The following is a 16151-nucleotide window of genomic DNA, read 5'->3' on the forward strand; positions in this document are numbered from 1 at the left end:
CGTTCGGGTGAACGCATCCGGACCGAAGCGCCTAATTCCAACGTGGACGGATCTCAGAAGTCGCGTTTGACGGCCTTGACCAGCAGGCCCGCGAAGACCTGCAGCGCCGCCGGATCGACATCTGTGCGAGAGGCCTCCAACGCGTCCTCGGCCTCCGCCGCGAGCGCCGCGATGCGCTCCTCGGTGTCGGCCAGCGCCCCGGTGTCCATCAGGACCGCCCGCAGCCGGACCACCCCGGCCTCGTCGAGGTCCGGGTCGCCCAGCCCCGAGTCCAGGGCCGCCCGCTGTGCCGCGTCCGCCGCGGCCGAGGCGCGCGCGATGAGGAACGTGTGCTTGCCTTCGCGCAGGTCGTCCCCGGCGGGCTTGCCCGTCTGCGCCGGGTCGCCGAACACGCCGAGCACGTCGTCGCGCAGTTGGAACGCCTCGCCCAGCGGCAGCCCGATCGCCGAGTAGTGCTCGCGGATGCGCTCGGGAGCGCCCGCCAGCGACGCCCCGATGAGCATCGGGCGTTCGATCGTGTACTTCGCGGACTTGTAGCGGGCCACCTTCGCCGCCGTCGTCTCCGAGACGTCCCGGCGCACCTCCGAGAGCACGTCCAGGTACTGGCCGGCGCTCACCTCGGTGCGCATCAGGTCGAAGTCCCGCCGCGCCGCCGCGACCGCGGCCACGGGCATCCCCGCCGAGCACAGCAGCTCGTCCGACCACGCCAGGCACAGGTCCCCGAGCAGGATCGCCGCCGCCGTGCCGAACTCGTCGGGCCGTCCCGACCAGCCCTCGCGCTCGTGCAGCGAGGCGAAGCGGCGGTGGATCGAGGGCATCCCGCGGCGCGTGTCCGAGCCGTCGATGAGGTCGTCGTGCATGAGCGCCGAGGCCTGCAGCAGCTCCAGGGAAGCGACGCACGCCACCAGCTCGTCCGAGTCCGCGAGCCCCGCGCCGCGCGCGCCCCAGTACGCGAACGCCGGACGCAGGCGCTTGCCGCCGCGCAGCACGAAATCGCGCACGGCGTCCGCGTACGCGCCGAGACTGTCGTCGATCCCGCAGATCACGGCGGCCTGCCGGTCCAGGAAGACGGTGAGGGCGGCGTCGATGCGCTCGTTGAGCTCCACGGGTCGAACCCTAGGAGACCGGCACTCCGTCCCAACTATTGGGTGGTCCGCAGTGCAGGTCAGAACACGTGTACCCGTGCCGTTACATTTGTGGGCATGACTCTCGGAGTGCCCAGCGTGATGCCGCAGAAGACCGCCAAGATCGGCGATCTGCTGCGCTCGGGCATGCCGAAGTTCTCGTTCGAGATGTTCCCGCCCCGCGACGAGGCCGCCGACGGCGTGCTGTGGCGCACCATCCGCGCCCTCGAGGGCCAGAACGCCGACTACGTCTCCGTCACGTACGGCGCGGGCGGCTCGACCAGGCAGAAGACCGTCGAGACCACCGAGCGGATCAACTCCGAGACGACCCTCTTGACCATGGCCCACTGCACGGCCGTGAACCACTCGATCGCCGAGCTGCGCAACCTCATCGGCCACTTCGCCAACGTCGGCGTGCGCAACATCCTCGCAGTCCGCGGCGACCCGCCGGGCGACCCGCGCGCCGACTGGGTCCAGCACTCCGAAGGCGTCCTCCACGCCCGTGAACTCGTCGAACTCATCAAGGAGTCCGGCGATTTCAGCGTCGGCGTCGCCGCCTTCCCCGAAGGCCACCCGCGCGACGTGGACTGGGACACCGGCGTGCGCTTCTTCGTGGAGAAATGCCGCTCCGGGGCCGACTTCGCGATCACCCAGATCTTCTACGACGTCGAGGACTACCTGCGCCTGCGCGACGCCGTCGCCGCCGCCGGCTGCGACATCCCGATCGTCCCGGGCATCATGCCCGTCACCAACATCAAGCAGATCGAGCGGTTCGCCGTCCTCACCGGCATGGTCTTCCCCGAGGCGCTCGCCGCGCGACTGCGCGCCGTCGAGCACGACAAGGACGCCATCCGCGACATCGGCGTCGAGGTCGCCACCGACATGGGCGCCCGACTCCTCGCGGAAGGCGCCCCCGGGCTGCACTTCACCACCCTCAACCACTCCCGCTCCACCCGTCGCGTCTGGCAGAACCTCCGCCCGTAGCGGCCAGCGAGTGTCGGCTACCCGATCGAGGGGTTGTGGTCACCGCACGGACACGTAGAGTCCTCTTCTATGTTCGATGCTGCGAATGCGCGGTTGGAGCCGTCTGCTACAAAAACATCCATGCGCACCCGAGTGCCCGCCGACTCCCTTGTAGGGCGGGTCATCCTCTCCACCCGGTTCCAGCCCGGCGCCGTGGTCGGCGTCGGCCTGATCGCCAGCCTCCTCATCCCGCTCTGCGTCCTCCTCGGCGGCCCGATCATCTTGGTCTCCTTGCCGCTCATAGCGATCACGGCGCTGGCCGACGCGTCGTACGCGCTCCTCGCGGCCCGCTCGACGAGCCTCTCGCGCCGCGTCCTGGTGTTCGAACCGCTCGGGGCCCGCATCTCCGAGGGGGCCTGGCTGCTCGCGCTGTGGTTCCTCGGCGCGCCCGGCTGGGCGGTCACGATCACCGGCGCGCTGTGCTGGCTGTACGTGCTGACCCGTTCGCGGGCAAGGCAGGTGGGCCTGCGCGACCTCGGCATGACGACGCTGGGGGAGCGGTCGGTGCGCGAGTTCGTGGTCGCGCTCGGCCTCGGCGCGGCCGGGGTCATCGCCGTGGCCGGCGGCGGCCAGTACCAGGAGTGGACCGGCGGCGCGATCACGGTGACCGTGACCGCCTGGATGCTCCTGGCCGCCCTCGGCCTACTCCAGCTGGTGATCGTGGTCGCCACCGCGCTGCGCAACGACTGAGCGCCGGGAATGATCTGACGAGTCGTCGCGTTGTCCCCGGCATGCGCTACGAAGACATCACCGACGACCAGATCGCCGCCTTCATCGACTCCGACTCGCGGCCGCGCCAGGTCCCCGAAGAGGTCCGGCGGCTGCGCGACGCCGAGGAGATGCTCTCGCTCAAGGACCCGCTCGGAGCGCTGCAGTTCCTCGCGCCGCTCCTCCGCGAGCACCCGGACCACCCGGACGTCATGCTCATGGCCGCGCGCGCGTACTTCAAGTCCGCGCAGCTGAACAAGGCGCTCGAACTCACCGAGAAGATGGTCGAGGCCAATCCGGCGGACTTCTACGCCCGGATGCTCCTCGGCCGCACCCTCCAGCGTCTCGGTCGCGCCGACGAGGCCCGAGGCCACCTCCGCATGATCGACGAGATCGCCGAATAGTCCGAACCACGCGGGCTACCGAGCGCAGGCGCCCGCGTTTTTTCGAACACCCGGTGTGCCTCAGGCGAATGACAGGGGTCGTGAACCGTCAGGTTCACGACCCCTTTCTGTTGCCGCCCAATGACAATCCTGTCGGATGCGCGACAGTCTGTAGCGATTTGCTGCTTTCCGGCGACGATGGGGGTTGGAAATGTCGGACCCCTGTGGTTCCATATTTCTCGAACGCAAGTTCGAACAGGTTTAGGAGGCCCACGTCATGGCAGCTTCTCGACTGAACTCTTCTCGACCGGGCGCCCCCCGTTCCGCTTCGCCCATGGGCGCTCGCGGCGGGAGCGGCCCCCGACTCGTGCAAGCCGGCACCGTGCAGAACTCCCGTCTGCGCATCCCCGCCGACCAACTACCCAACCGCTCCCCGCTCCAGCTGCTCGCCACCGCCCGAGTCGACCTCGATGACGCGGCCGAGCGCACCCGGCCCGGCGAGCGCTACGCGGAGGCCCACCTGGCCGCCCTCAGGGTCGCTGTGGCCGTGCTCGCCGTGCGGGCCGGCGACGCGACCGGCAGGCGGCGGCCCGGCCGCCCGTCGAGCACCTGGGAGCTCCTGCGGGGGGTCGCCCCGGAACTGGAGGAATGGGCCTCGCACTTCGCCCGCACCGCCCGCAAGCGGGTCCTGGCGCAGGCCGGCATCCCTGACATCGTCACCCCCGAAGAGGCCGACGCGATCGTCGCCGACGCCCGCCGGTTCCTCGACGTGGTGGTGCGGCTGCTGGGGTTCAGCGCGCTCGCGTGCTGAACGAGAGGTGCAGTAGCGCGCTCGCGTGCTGAACGAGAGGTGCAGTAGCGCGCTCGCGCGCTGAACGAGAGGTGCAGTAGCGCGCTCGCGCGCTGAACCAGAGGCGCAGCGGGCGCCGCGCGTTGAAGGATCGGTGCTCCAAGACCGCCGCGCCTTTCGAGGGCGCGCGGCGTGACCTGCGTGACGCCCGCCGTGGCGGACGGCACGGCCGAACGGCTTCGGCACGGGCGGTTATACGATTGCTGCTGGCACCGGGTTCTCGAGAGAATGTCATAGGCCCCGGCTCGCATCGCGAGCCTCGGCACGGCGTTCCGGGCGAAGCCCGCGGGCCGTGAACCGGCCCCGCCGGTCCAATCGACCAACCGTTTCCTTCGAGGAGTTTTGAACCCGTGTATCGGACACACCTCGCCGGCACGCTGAGTGCCGCTGACGTCGACCAGCAAGTCACCCTCGCCGGATGGGTGGCGCGTCGCCGCGATCACGGCGGGGTGGAGTTCGTGGATCTTCGCGACGCATCAGGCGTCGTCCAGGTCGTCTTCCGCGACTCGGAGGCCGCCGAGGCCGCCCAGAAGCTGCGCAACGAGTACTGCGTCTCCGTCACGGGCACCGTCACCCGCCGCCCCGAAGGCAACGAGAACCCCGACCTGCCGACCGGCGAGATCGAGATCAACGCGACCAGCCTCGAGGTGCTCTCCGAGTCCGCGCCGCTGCCGTTCCAGATCGACGACCACGTGGACGTCTCCGAGGACATCCGCCTGCGCCACCGCTACCTCGACCTGCGCCGCACCGGCCCGAACCACGCGATCCGCCTGCGCTCCAAGGCCAACCACATCGCCCGCAACCTCCTGGTCGAGGACGGCTACGTCGAGATCGAGACCCCGACGCTGACCCGCTCCACCCCCGAGGGCGCCCGCGACTTCCTCGTCCCCGTGCGTCTCCAGCCCGGCACCTGGTACGCCCTCCCGCAATCGCCGCAGCTGTTCAAGCAGCTCCTCATGGTCGGCGGCTTCGAGAAATACTTCCAGATCGCCCGCTGCTACCGCGACGAGGACTTCCGCGCCGACCGCCAGCCCGAGTTCACCCAGCTCGACATCGAGGCCTCCTTCGTCGACCAGGACGACGTCATCGACCTCGGCGAGCGCGTCGTCAAGGCCCTCTGGGCCGAGCTCGCCGACTACGACATCCAACTGCCGATCCCGCGCTTGACCTGGCACGACGCCATGGACCGCTACGGTTCCGACAAGCCCGACCTGCGCTTCGGCCAGGAACTGGTAGAACTCACCGACTACCTGCGCGGCACCGAGTTCCGCGTCTTCGCCGGCGCCATCGAAGCCGGCGGCTACGTCGGCGCGGTCGTCATGCCCGGCGGCGCCTCCCAGACCCGCAAAGAACTCGACGGATGGCAGGACTGGGCGAAGGCGCGCGGCGCCAAGGGCCTCGCCTACATCACCTTCAACGCCGAGACCGGCGAACCGAAGGGCCCCGTCGCCAAGAACCTCTCCGAGGACCACCTCGCCGGGCTCGCCGACGCCGTCGGCGCCAAGGCCGGCGACGCGGTGTTCTTCGCCGCAGGCGCCCACCGCCGCGAGGCCCAGGAACTGCTCGGCGCCGCCCGCCTCGAGGTCGGCAAGCGCGTCGGCCTCATCGACGCCGACGCCTGGGCGTTCTGCTGGGTCGTCGACGCCCCCATGTTCGAGCCCACCGACGACGGCGGCTGGACCGCGATCCACCACCCCTTCACCTCGCCGAACCCCGAGTGGGTCGACAAGTTCGAGTCCGACCCGGGCAACGCGCTCACCTACGCGTACGACATCGTCTGCAACGGCAACGAGCTCGGCGGCGGCTCCATCCGTATCCACGACGCCAAGGTCCAGAGCCGCGTCTTCGACGTGCTCGGACTCACTCACGAAGAAGCCAAGGAGCAGTTCGGCTTCCTGCTCGAGGGCCTCAAGTACGGCGCTCCGCCGCACGGCGGCATCGCCCTCGGCTGGGACCGCGTCTGCGGCATCCTCGCCAAGACCGACTCGATCCGCGACGTGATCGCGTTCCCGAAGTCCGGCGGCGGCATGGACCCGCTGACCTCGGCTCCCACCACGATCACGCCCGAGCAGCGCGCCGAGGCCGGCATCGACTACGAGCCGGAAGAGGAAGCGGGTACCGACGCGCTAGCCGGTTAGCCCTACGATGTCGTAGTGGGCGGTCCGGGCCTACGGCCCGGGCCGCCGTTCGTTCGATGTGTGCCCGGTTGCCCCTCAGCCAATTCCGACTGGCAGGAGTCCGTGTGGGCGGTGGCCGCGGCCCGTTAACGGCTGCTATATGTAGCATCCGGCCGATGCAGGAGTAAGAGGAGCGGGTTCGACGTGCAAAGCGGGACCTTGGTGGCGGGTCGCTATCGATTGGATGAGCGGCTCGCCGCAGGCGGCATGGGAGAGGTCTGGAAAGGCACCGACACCCGACTCGGTCGCACTGTGGCCATCAAACTCCTCCATGCGGGACTGTCGAGCAACGAGAAGTTCCGCACCCGCTTCCAGCTCGAGGCCCGAGCCGTTGCGGCCCTGCAGTCCCCGGGCATCGTCGCGCTGTACGACTACGGCGAGGAGACCAATGACGACGGTGAGGTCTCCTACCTCATCATGGAACTCGTGCGCGGCCGCTCGCTCGCCGAGATCCTGCGCGACCGCGGACCGCTGCCGCCCGCCGAGGTCATGGCGATCGTCGCCGCCGCCGCCGATGCCCTCGAGACCGCGCACCGCCACGACATCATCCACCGCGACATCAAGCCCGCGAACCTCCTCGTGGACGAGGAGACCGGCGCGGCGAAGATCGTCGACTTCGGCATCTCCGCCGCCCGCGGCGCCTCCGGCCTCACCGAGACCGGCACCGTCATGGGCACCCTCGCCTACGCGTCCCCCGAGCAGCTCAACGGCGCGGAACTGACCGGCGCCAGCGACCTCTACTCGCTCGGCATCGTCGCCTACGAGGCCCTCATGGGCCGCCCGCCGTTCGTCTCCGACACGCCGGTCGCGGTCATGAACGGCCACATGACACAGGCCCCGCCGCCGCTCTCCCGCGAGATACCCGCCGGGATCGCCCAAGTCGTGCTCCAGTCCCTCCAGAAGGACCCGCGCGCCCGCTACACCTCGGCCGCCGAGATGGCCCGCTCCGCCCGCGAAGGCCGCGTCGTCACCGGCGGCATCCCGGTCGTGCCCTCGACTCCGCCCGACGGCCAGGCCCAGTACTTCGGCTCCGACCAGACGGCCCTCCTCGGCGCGGGCATCGGCGGCAACACCGCCGAGCAGCCCACCGGCGCGATGGTGCAGGAGGAGGACGACGGCAACGTCACGCCGTGGATCATCACCGCGGCCGTCGTCGCCACCCTCGTCGTCATCGGCCTGCTCATCTGGTGGGGCGTAAGGCAGAACGAGAACCCCGGCGCGAAGATCGACGAGAACTCGACCACCGTGACCGAGTCGCCCACCGAGACTGAAGAGCCGACTCAAGAAGAGACGACCACTGAAGAGGAAGACACCCACTGGGACCCGACGACGGAGGAGGAGACCTCCGAGACGCCGAGCGAGAGCCCTTCGGAGGAACCGACTTCCGAGGAGCCGACCACCTCGGAACCGCCCACCTCGGATCCGCCCACCTCGGATCCGCCCACCTCGGAGGACCCCGTCGACCCGACGACCGAAGCCGGCGCCAGCGAAGGCACGAACTAGCAACGGCTGCAATGGCCCGCGGCAGCATGCCGCGGGCCGCTTCGCGTTCCTAACCGCCGATCGGCCGGTACCGGACCACCTTGTCCTGGCCCCCACCGTTCGATGTGGTCACCCACAGCCAGCCGTCCGGACCCAGTTCGACCGTGCGGATGCGGCCAAGCTCCGACTCCAGCACCGCGACCGGTTCTCCCGCTTCGCCTCCCGCGACGGGCACCGTCCACAGTCGCTGGCCGCGCAGGGCCGCGACGTACATCGTGTCGCCCACGACCTCAGCGCCCGAAGGCGAAGCCTCGGCCGTGGTCCAGGTGACCAACGGGTCGACGAACTCCGGTGCGCCGCCGGTCCCCTCGACTTCGGGCCAGCCGTAGTTCGCGCCAGGCTCGGCGTAGTTCAGCTCGTCCCAGGTGTTCTGGCCGAGCTCGGAGAAGTAGAGGCCGCCGTCGGCGTCCCAGGACAGGCCCTGCACGTTCCGGTTGCCCCACGTGTAGACCAGTGAGCCTTCGATCGGGTTGTCCTCGGGCACCGAGCCGTCCGCGTTGACCCGCAGGATCTTCCCGCCGAGACTGTCGAGGTCCTGCGCGTTCGCCGTGTTGTTCGCGTCCCCGGTCGTGATGTACAGCTTGCCGTCGGGGCCGAAGGCCAGGCGGCCGCCGTTGTGGTTGAGCGCCGAGGGAATCCCGGTGACGACCGGTTCGGGGTCGAAGGTGTCGAGCGTGAAGCGCACGACGCGGTTGTCCTCTGCGGTCGACACGTACGCGTAGACCCATCCATCTGTCGTGAAGGTGGGGGAGACGGCCAGGCCGAGCAGCCCGCGCTCGTCGAACTGGCTCGTGCCGCCGACGACCTCGAGGTTGCCGAGGACCACCGGGTCGGCGTCGGTGCCGATCCGCAGCACGTCGCCCGAGTTGCGTTCGGCGACGATCCCCGATCCGTCCGGGAGGAAGCCCAGGCCCCACGGGATCGTGAGGCCGGTGGCGACCGTGTCGCCGGTGTTGAAGTCGAACGCGGGCTCCTGGAGGGGCCTGGTCTCCGGGCCCTCCTCGGCCGCCGCGGTGGCCGTCCCTACGGCCAGGGCCATTCCTGCGAGCGCCGCGCCGATGGCGGGCAGTCTGCGTCGCATGGCTGCTCCTTGTCTCTCTTTGTGCCGGGTAAGAAAGCGAAGAAAAGCTGATATAGAGCCATATCAATTGAATTGCCATCGTAAGCACGAATGGCCCGGATGTCCAGGCGGCCGGAATCGACGAAATCGATCGAGAATCGTGACATTCGCATGTTCGCTTATGCCGATGGTTGGAATAAGCTGGCCTGAGCCCCCTGTTGGTTACCGTTCACGCAGCTCCCCACCTGCATGGTCGGTCGAGTGAAGATTGGTTGGACAGTGACGTCTAAACGATTCATCGGCGCCCTCGTTGCCATTGCGGCAGTGGCGCTTCCGGCCTCCGCGGCGGTCGCCGCCCCGGCCGACGGACCCTTGCTCTGGTACCAGTTCGACGAGGCCTCCGGCACCGTCGTCACCGACGCCTCCGGGAACGGCCGCGACGGCACCCTGGTCGGCGGCGGCACTTGGAACGACGGCCTCGAGCTCGACGGCGTCGACGACTACGTCGACATGCCCGACAACCTCCTGACCGGCCTCGACGCGATCACCGTGACCGCCGAGGTCTACATCGAGCCCGACCAGTCCGGCGCCTACTTCATCTACGGCCTCGGCAACTCCAGCGGCAGCTGGGGCAACGGCTACCTCTTCACCACCGGCAACGGCTACCGGACCTCCATCTCCACCTGCCACTGGACCTGCGAGCAGAACGCCTCCACCGGCTCCAACCTCGCCCGCGGCACCTGGAACCACCTGGCCTACACCCTCGAAGGCGGCACGGCCGTCCTCTACCTCAACGGCCAGGAAGTCGCGCGCAACGAGTCCGTGACGATCAGGCCGGGCGACATCGGCTCCGGCACGACCGTCGCCAACTACCTCGGCCGCTCGCTCTACAGCGGCGACCGCTACCTCCACGGCAAGTTCGCGGACTTCCGCATCTATGACGGCGCGCTCACCGGCGCCGAGATCGGCGCGCAGGCCGCCCACATCAGCGCCGAGAAGGCCGCTGAGGACGCCGCCGCGATCGACCTCGGCGACACCTCCGCCGTCACCGCCGACCTCGACCTCCCGACCCGGGGCGCGAACGGCTCCCAGATCACCTGGGCCTCAAGCGATCCCGAGGTCATCGGCACTGACGGCACGGTCGCCCGCCCGGCCATGGACGCCGACGACGCGACGGTCACCCTCACGGCAACCGCTATCCTCGGCACTGTGCAAGAACAACGCGACTTCACCGCCAACGTCATCGCCGAGTACGACGACCAAGAGGCGGTGGCCCTCGACGCCGCCGCCGTCTCGATCCCGAACGTCAGCGACGTGCGCTCGGCGATCAACCTGCCCACCTCCGGCGACAACGGCTCCACGATCACCTGGAAGTCCGACAACCCGGCGGTCATCTCGGCCGACGGCCTGGTGAACCGCGACGAGCCCGGCGGCCAGACCTACACCGTCAAGCTCAAAGCCACCGTCGAGCGCGGCGGCGAGAAGACGAAGCTCTCCTACACCGCCACCGTGCCGCCGCTGCCGGCCCCGGCCGACTACACCGGCTACTTCTTCACCTACTTCACCGGAGAAGGCACCGCCACCGGCGAGCAGGTCTACGGCGCGCTGAGCGACGGCAACGACCCGCTGAGCTTCACCGAGCTCAACAACGCCGCCCCCATCCTCACCTCCGACCAAGGCGAGCAGGGCGTCCGCGACCCGTTCCTCATCCGCTCGCCCGAAGGCGACCGGTTCTTCCTCATCGCCACCGACCTCAAGATCAACGGCAACGGCGACTGGAACCGGGCCCAGCGCCACGGCAGTCTCTCGATCATGGTCTGGGAATCGGACGACCTGGTGAACTGGTCCGAAGGCCGCCTCGTGGAGGTCTCGCCCGAGAACGCCGGCGCCACTTGGGCTCCCGAGGCCTATTGGGACCCCGAGCAGCAGGCCTACGTCGTCTACTGGGCCTCACCGCTCTTCACCACCGACGACCACTCCGAGGGCTTCTACCACCGCATGATGTACGCGACGACCCGCGACTTCGTGCACTTCTCCGAAGCGCAGGTGTGGGTCGACCAGGGCTACTCCACGATCGACTCGACCATGATCGAGGATGACGGCACGTTCTACCGCTTCACCAAGGACGAGCGCGGCAACTCGCCTTCGACGCCCTGCGGCAAGTTCATCCTCGCCGAGACGGCCACTTCCCTTGCGGCCGATGCCGAATGGCAGTTCCTCGCCGACTGCATCGGCTCGGGCGCCATCAACGCGGGTGAGGGCCCGCTGGTCTTCAAGTCCAACACCGAGGACAAGTGGTACCTCTTCATCGACGAGTTCGGCGGCCGGGGCTACGTCCCGTTCGAGACCACCGACCTCGCCTCCGGCGAGTGGACGCCCGTGGCCGACTACGACCTGCCGTCGAGTCCCCGCCACGGCACCGTCCTGCCGATCACTGCCGCCGAATACGAACTGCTGCAGGCGACCTGGTAATGCACCCCCCGGGGTGCCGCCCTTGAGCGGAACTGACCCCGGGTGCCCCCGCGCATGAGTAGAGACGGCCTCTGTACCTTCGGGTGTGGAGGCCGTCCCTTATGCTCGGGACCGGAATCCAGATCCCCCGATACCAGGAGCACCCATGTCTTCCCGCACCGCAACCCGCCTCATCGGCGCGTTCGCCATCCCCACCCTCGGCCTCGGCCTGGCCGCCTGCGGCTCCGACGAGAACCCGTCCGAAGGTTCCAACGGCGGCAACGAAGGCGCCGTCGCCGCGCTCAGCCCCCAGGAGGCCGTCCTCGCCTCCGTCGAGGGCCTCGACGCCTCCTCGTACAAGATGGAGTCGACGATGACCGTCGACGGCACCGAGTTCATGGCCATGACCGGCTCCTACGAGGGCGAGAGCTCCCAGGCCAGCGCCGACATCTTCATGAGCGCGATGATGGAGGCCTCCGGCGAGACCATGACCGCCGAAGAGGAGGCGATGATGGGGGACATGTTCGGCGACATGCACACCGAGACCATCGTCGTCGACCAGGTCATGTACATGCAGATGAGCGGCGGCATGTTCGACGCGATGGCCGAGAGCTACGGCGAGGACGCCTGGTTCACCATGGACCTCACCGGCGACGAGGCGCTCGCCGAGATCTACTCGCAGTACGGCGGCATGGACCTCGGCGCGCAGACCGAACTCATGCTCACCGAGCTGGAGAACGTCGAGGAGACCGGCGACAACACCTTCACCGGCACGCTCAGCGCCGACTCCGAGGCCATGTCCGCCCTTTCCGGTTCCGGCCTCGGCGCCGACTCGGACGCGGCCGCCGCGATCGACGGCACCGAGGTGACCGTGACCCTCGACGACGACGGCCTGCTGAAGACCATGACCATGGCGATGCCCGAGATCGAGGGCATGACCATGGAGATGACCAGCGAGATCGTCGAGGTCGGCGGCTCCTACGACATCAAGGCCCCCGAGTCGACCAACCTGCACGACTTCGAGGAGTTCACCTCCGCTCTCGGCGGCGGTATGTAACTCCCGCAACGCGAAAGGCCGCCGCACCGATGCTGGTGCGGCGGCCTTTCGCTTCGTCTGCGAACTGCTCCAACGCCTACGGCGTCAACGCGCGAAGGCCCGCGCCGCTCCGTCGACGGCGACCGACACCGACTGCCCCGCAACCGGAGCCCCACCCAGCACCCTGGAACGCAACCGCACTCCGTTCGCGAATTCCAGCGTCACCAGCGCGTCGTGGCCGAAGTACTCCACTGCCGACACCGTCGCGTTCGGTGCCCCCTCGCTCAGACGCAACTGCTCGGGCCGCAACAGCAGACGCGCCGGACCGTCAGGGCCCTCGACCGCGACATCGCCGACCGCGGTCGCGGCCGTATCCCCGTCCACATCGCCGTCGAGCCAGACCGCGTCGCCCACGAACGACGCCGTCCACGGGTCGACCGGCGACCGGTACACCTCGGCCGGAGGAGCGAACTGGACGATGCGGCCCTCCCGCATCACCGCCACCCGGTCGGCCAGACTCAACGCCTCGTCCTGGTCGTGCGTCACCAGCACCGCCGTCGCACCGGCGGCCCGCAGCGCCGCGGCCACCTCGCCGCGCAGCGACTGCCGCAGCCCGGCGTCGAGCGCGCTGAACGGCTCGTCGAGCAGGATCAGCTCGGGCTTGGGCGCCATCGCACGCGCCAGCGCCACCCGCTGGCGCTGGCCGCCCGACAATTCGTGCGGCATTCGCCGTGCGTACCCGTCCAGACCCACCAGATCGAGTACCTCGGCGACACGGCCGCCCCGGCCCGCGCCGTGCAGCCCGTAGGCGACATTGCGGCCCACCGACAGATGCGGGAACAGCGCCCCCTCCTGGGGGACGACGCCGACCCGCCGCGCCTGCGGAGGCAGGTGTTCGATCCGCCTGCCCGCCACCGTGATCGAACCGCCGTCGGGCCGTTCGAACCCGGCCACGCACCGCAGCAGCGTGGTCTTCCCGCAGCCCGAGGGACCCAGCACGGCGACCAGTTCGCCCTCGGCGACGGCCAGATCCGCACCGGCGAGGGCGACGGTGTCGCCGAAGGTCTTGTGCAGGCCTTCGATGTGCAGTTCGCTCATGGCCGGAGCCTCCCGATTCTTCTGCTGAGCAACCAGATCGGCACCGCCGAGGACACCACGATGAGCGCGGCGTACGGGGCGGCCGCCGAGAAGGCGGCGACGTCGGTGTAAGTCCACAAGCGCGTCGCCAGCGTCTCGGTCCCGGCCGGGCGCAGGAGCAGTGTCGCCGGGAGTTCCTTCATGGCGGTCAGGAACACCAGCGCTGCCCCGGCGGCGATGCCCGGCGCCGTCAGCGGCAGCGTGATCGTCGCGAATCGTCTGACGGGCCCGGCGCCGAGCGAGGCGGCGACCTGCCCCAGCTGCGGCGACGCCTGGGCCGCGCTGGCCTTGACCGCGCCCATTCCCAAGGGCAGCAGCAGGACCGCGTAGCCGAACACCAGGAGCGGGACCGATTGGTAGAACCGTTCGTAGACCCAGTCGAGGTTGATCGCCAGGAACACCAGCGACAGGCCGATGACCACTCCCGGCAGTGCGTAGCCGAGGTAGACGAGGCGTTCGGTGACGGCGGCGAGGGGGCTTCGGTGCCGGGCGACGTAGAGCCCGACGGGGACGACGAGCGCCATGGTCAAAGTCGCGGCGGCGGCCGACAGGCTCAGCGAGGTCCAGGCCGCGGTCCACACCTCGGCGGGATCGGTGGTGGAGACGCCGTCGAGTGTCCAGCGGATGAGACTCCAGGCGGGGACGCCCAGCGAGAGCACGGTGAGACCGGCCAGTCCGAGGTAGGCGAGCGGCGCGGCGCGCCCGAGCCGGAGTCTGGCCGGTTCACGCCCGGAGGAGCTTTCGCGCCGGGCTCGCCTGCCGGGCGCGGTGGCGGCCCATTCCCCGCCGAGGAGGATCAGTGCCAGGACCGCGAGCGCGGTGGACAGGACCAGGGCGCCCGTGCGGTCGAATCCGAGCCGCCAGGCCGAGTAGATCGCGGTCGTGAACGTCTCGTATCTCAGGATCGAGACCGCGCCGAAGTCGTGGAACACGTAGAGGGCGCACAGCAGCGCTCCCGCCACCGCCGCCGGGGCGATCTGGCGGAGGGTCACCTTGAAGAACGTCCGCCACGGCCCGTCGCCGAGGATTCGCGACTGCTCTTCCAGGGCCGGGTCGGTGCGGCTGAGCGCGGCGGCGACCGGCAGGTGCACGTACGGGAAGCTGGACACGGTGAGCACGAGCGCCGAGATCCAGAAGCCCTCGGTGCCGGGGAAGGCCGCCCGCCACGAGAAGGCGGCGACGTAGGTGGGCACGGCGAGCGGCAGCGAGGCCGCGAGGTTCACCGCGGTTCGGGCGCGCAGGTCGGTCCGCGAGACGAGGTACGCCGTGGCGGTACCGATGACCAGGCAAGCGGCCGTGACGGCCGCCGACAGCAGCAGCGTGTTGACGGTCATCTGGGTCAGGCGAGGGCGCGCCAACTGCTCCAGGACCGCCGCACCGCCCGCTTCGGTTGTGCGCCAGGCCAGGTAGGCGACCGGCACGAGTGCGGCGATGACGGCCGGCAGGCACCACAGCCAAGCGGCGGCCGACCCGGCCCGGCGCAGGAGCGCCGGGCCGGGCCGGGAAGTCGCCGCTCGATCGCGGTCGGCGGTGGTACTTGTCATGCGAAATCCGATGCGATGGTCCGCCGTGCTCTACGCGAGCCCGGCTTCCTGGATCATCTGGACCGTCGTCTCCAGATCGTCGAGGTCGTTCAGGTCGATCGCGGGACCGGCGAGCTCGGCCAGCGCGGGCTGGCCCGCAGGACCGGCCACGCCCTCGATGAGCGGGTACTCGAAGGTCGTCTCGGCGAAGTAGGTCTGGGCCTCGGTCGCCAGCAGGTAGTCCAGCAGCGCGGCGACGTTCGCCTTCTCGGCCGAGTCCCCGAGCGCGCCGACGCCGGAGACGTTGACCAGCGCGCCGGGGTCGCCGGGGGCGAAGTAGTGGAGCGCCGGCCCGTATTCCTCGACCGGGACGCCGGCTTCGGCGGCCATCTCGTAGACGTAGTAGTGGTTCACGAGGCCGGCTTCGAGCTCGCCGGAGGCGACGCCCTCGACGATCGGGCCGTTCTTCTCCAGCTGCGGGGCGTCGGCCATGCCTTCGAGCCATGCCGCGGCCGCGTCGTCGCCCTCGGTGACGCGCAGTGCCGTCACGAACGCCTGGAACGACCCGTTGAGCGGGGCGATGGCGACCCGTCCGTCCCAGGCTTCGCCGGTGAGGTCCAGGACCGAGGAGGGCAGCTGGTCCGCGGTGATCTTCGCGGGGTCGTAGACCATCACACGGGAGCGGCCGGTCAGGCCGACCCAGGCGCCCTCGGAGGAGCGGTACTGCTCGGGGACGAGTCCGAGGAGGTCGGCGTCGAGTTCGCCGAGCAGCCCGGCCTTGGCGACGGCGCCGAGCGCGCCGGCGTCCTGGGACAGGAACAGGTCGGCGGGGCTGCGGTCGCCCTCTTCGAGCAGCAGGCCGGCGGCTTCGGCGGAGTCGAAGTAGCGGACGTCGACCTTGATGCCGGTGTCGGCGGTGAACTGGTCGAGCAGCGGCTGGATGAGCTCTTCGTTGCGGCCGCTGTAGAGGACGACGGGCTGGTCCTCCGCGGCGGTCTCGTCGGCGGCGGGCTGCTCGTCAGAGCCGCACGCGGCCAAGGGGGCGGCAAGGGCGGTGGCGCCGAGGAGGGCGAATCCCCGACGGGTGATGTGTGCAGACATGGCTGGGCCTTTCACAGAAATGAGCCATGCGTGTTC

At 69.7% G+C, this 16151-nt stretch carries 13 protein-coding genes; 8 read left to right on the forward strand and 5 right to left on the reverse strand.

The window, feature by feature from the left end; genetic code table 11:
- Positions 1-53: 53 nt before the first annotated feature.
- Positions 54-1106 carry a polyprenyl synthetase family protein gene (locus tag ACFO8M_RS17810; protein WP_387978003.1) on the reverse strand — a complete coding sequence of 351 codons (1053 nt, stop codon included), beginning with the start codon at positions 1104-1106 and terminating at the stop codon, positions 54-56.
- 96 nt (positions 1107-1202) lie between these two features.
- Here ACFO8M_RS17810 and metF point away from each other — a divergent pair, with 96 nt between their 5' ends.
- The 6 genes from metF (at position 1203) to ACFO8M_RS17840 (ending at position 7768) form a co-directional block, all read left to right on the forward strand.
- Complete coding sequence (gene metF / locus ACFO8M_RS17815) at positions 1203-2108, forward strand: methylenetetrahydrofolate reductase [NAD(P)H] (protein ID WP_387978005.1); 906 nt, start codon at positions 1203-1205, stop codon at positions 2106-2108.
- Positions 2109-2228: 120 nt separating this feature from the next.
- Positions 2229-2837: a hypothetical protein gene (locus ACFO8M_RS17820; RefSeq protein WP_387978007.1), complete on the forward strand. Its 609-nt coding sequence runs from the start codon at positions 2229-2231 to the stop codon at positions 2835-2837.
- Positions 2838-2878: 41 nt separating this feature from the next.
- A complete protein-coding gene (locus ACFO8M_RS17825) occupies positions 2879-3259 on the forward strand; it encodes a tetratricopeptide repeat protein (RefSeq protein ID WP_387978009.1) in 381 nt (126 codons plus the stop codon).
- Between the two features lie 313 nt (positions 3260-3572).
- Positions 3573-4049 (forward strand): SAV_6107 family HEPN domain-containing protein, encoded by a 477-nt coding sequence (locus ACFO8M_RS17830; RefSeq protein WP_387978011.1) that lies wholly within the window; start codon positions 3573-3575, stop codon positions 4047-4049.
- Between the two features lie 389 nt (positions 4050-4438).
- Positions 4439-6226: an aspartate--tRNA ligase gene (aspS, locus tag ACFO8M_RS17835; RefSeq protein ID WP_387978013.1), complete on the forward strand. Its 1788-nt coding sequence runs from the start codon at positions 4439-4441 to the stop codon at positions 6224-6226.
- Between the two features lie 183 nt (positions 6227-6409).
- Positions 6410-7768 carry a serine/threonine-protein kinase gene (locus ACFO8M_RS17840; protein ID WP_387978015.1) on the forward strand — a complete coding sequence of 453 codons (1359 nt, stop codon included), beginning with the start codon at positions 6410-6412 and terminating at the stop codon, positions 7766-7768.
- A 49-nt stretch (positions 7769-7817) separates the two neighbouring features.
- On the opposite strand, the gene ACFO8M_RS17845 is transcribed toward ACFO8M_RS17840, so the two are convergent.
- Entirely contained in the window at positions 7818-8888 is a 1071-nt protein-coding gene (locus ACFO8M_RS17845) for a PQQ-dependent sugar dehydrogenase (RefSeq protein WP_387978017.1), read from the reverse strand.
- 258 nt (positions 8889-9146) lie between these two features.
- Between ACFO8M_RS17845 and ACFO8M_RS17850 the strand changes: the two genes are divergently transcribed.
- Together ACFO8M_RS17850 and ACFO8M_RS17855 are read left to right on the forward strand one after the other, a co-directional pair.
- Entirely contained in the window at positions 9147-11339 is a 2193-nt protein-coding gene (locus ACFO8M_RS17850; RefSeq protein ID WP_387978019.1) for an immunoglobulin-like domain-containing protein, read from the forward strand.
- Between the two features lie 145 nt (positions 11340-11484).
- On the forward strand, positions 11485-12375 hold the full coding sequence (locus ACFO8M_RS17855) for a hypothetical protein (RefSeq protein WP_387978020.1): 891 nt from the start codon (positions 11485-11487) through the stop codon (positions 12373-12375).
- 84 nt (positions 12376-12459) lie between these two features.
- On the opposite strand, the gene ACFO8M_RS17860 is transcribed toward ACFO8M_RS17855, so the two are convergent.
- Genes ACFO8M_RS17860 through ACFO8M_RS17870 form a run of 3 tightly spaced genes read right to left on the reverse strand, consistent with a single transcriptional unit; the run spans position 12460 to position 16115 of the window.
- Positions 12460-13452 (reverse strand): ABC transporter ATP-binding protein, encoded by a 993-nt coding sequence (locus ACFO8M_RS17860; RefSeq protein WP_387978025.1) that lies wholly within the window; start codon positions 13450-13452, stop codon positions 12460-12462.
- Positions 13449-15035, reverse strand: a complete 1587-nt coding sequence (locus ACFO8M_RS17865) for an ABC transporter permease (RefSeq protein ID WP_387978027.1) — start codon at positions 15033-15035, stop codon at positions 13449-13451. Before ACFO8M_RS17865 ends, ACFO8M_RS17860 begins: the two co-directional genes overlap by 4 nt.
- 30 nt (positions 15036-15065) lie before the next feature.
- Entirely contained in the window at positions 15066-16115 is a 1050-nt protein-coding gene (locus ACFO8M_RS17870; protein ID WP_387978029.1) for an iron ABC transporter substrate-binding protein, read from the reverse strand.
- Positions 16116-16151: the final 36 nt, after the last annotated feature.

The organism is Glycomyces rhizosphaerae (genome assembly GCF_042647865.1).
Taxonomy (GTDB): Bacteria; Actinomycetota; Actinomycetes; order Mycobacteriales; family Micromonosporaceae; genus Glycomyces; species Glycomyces rhizosphaerae.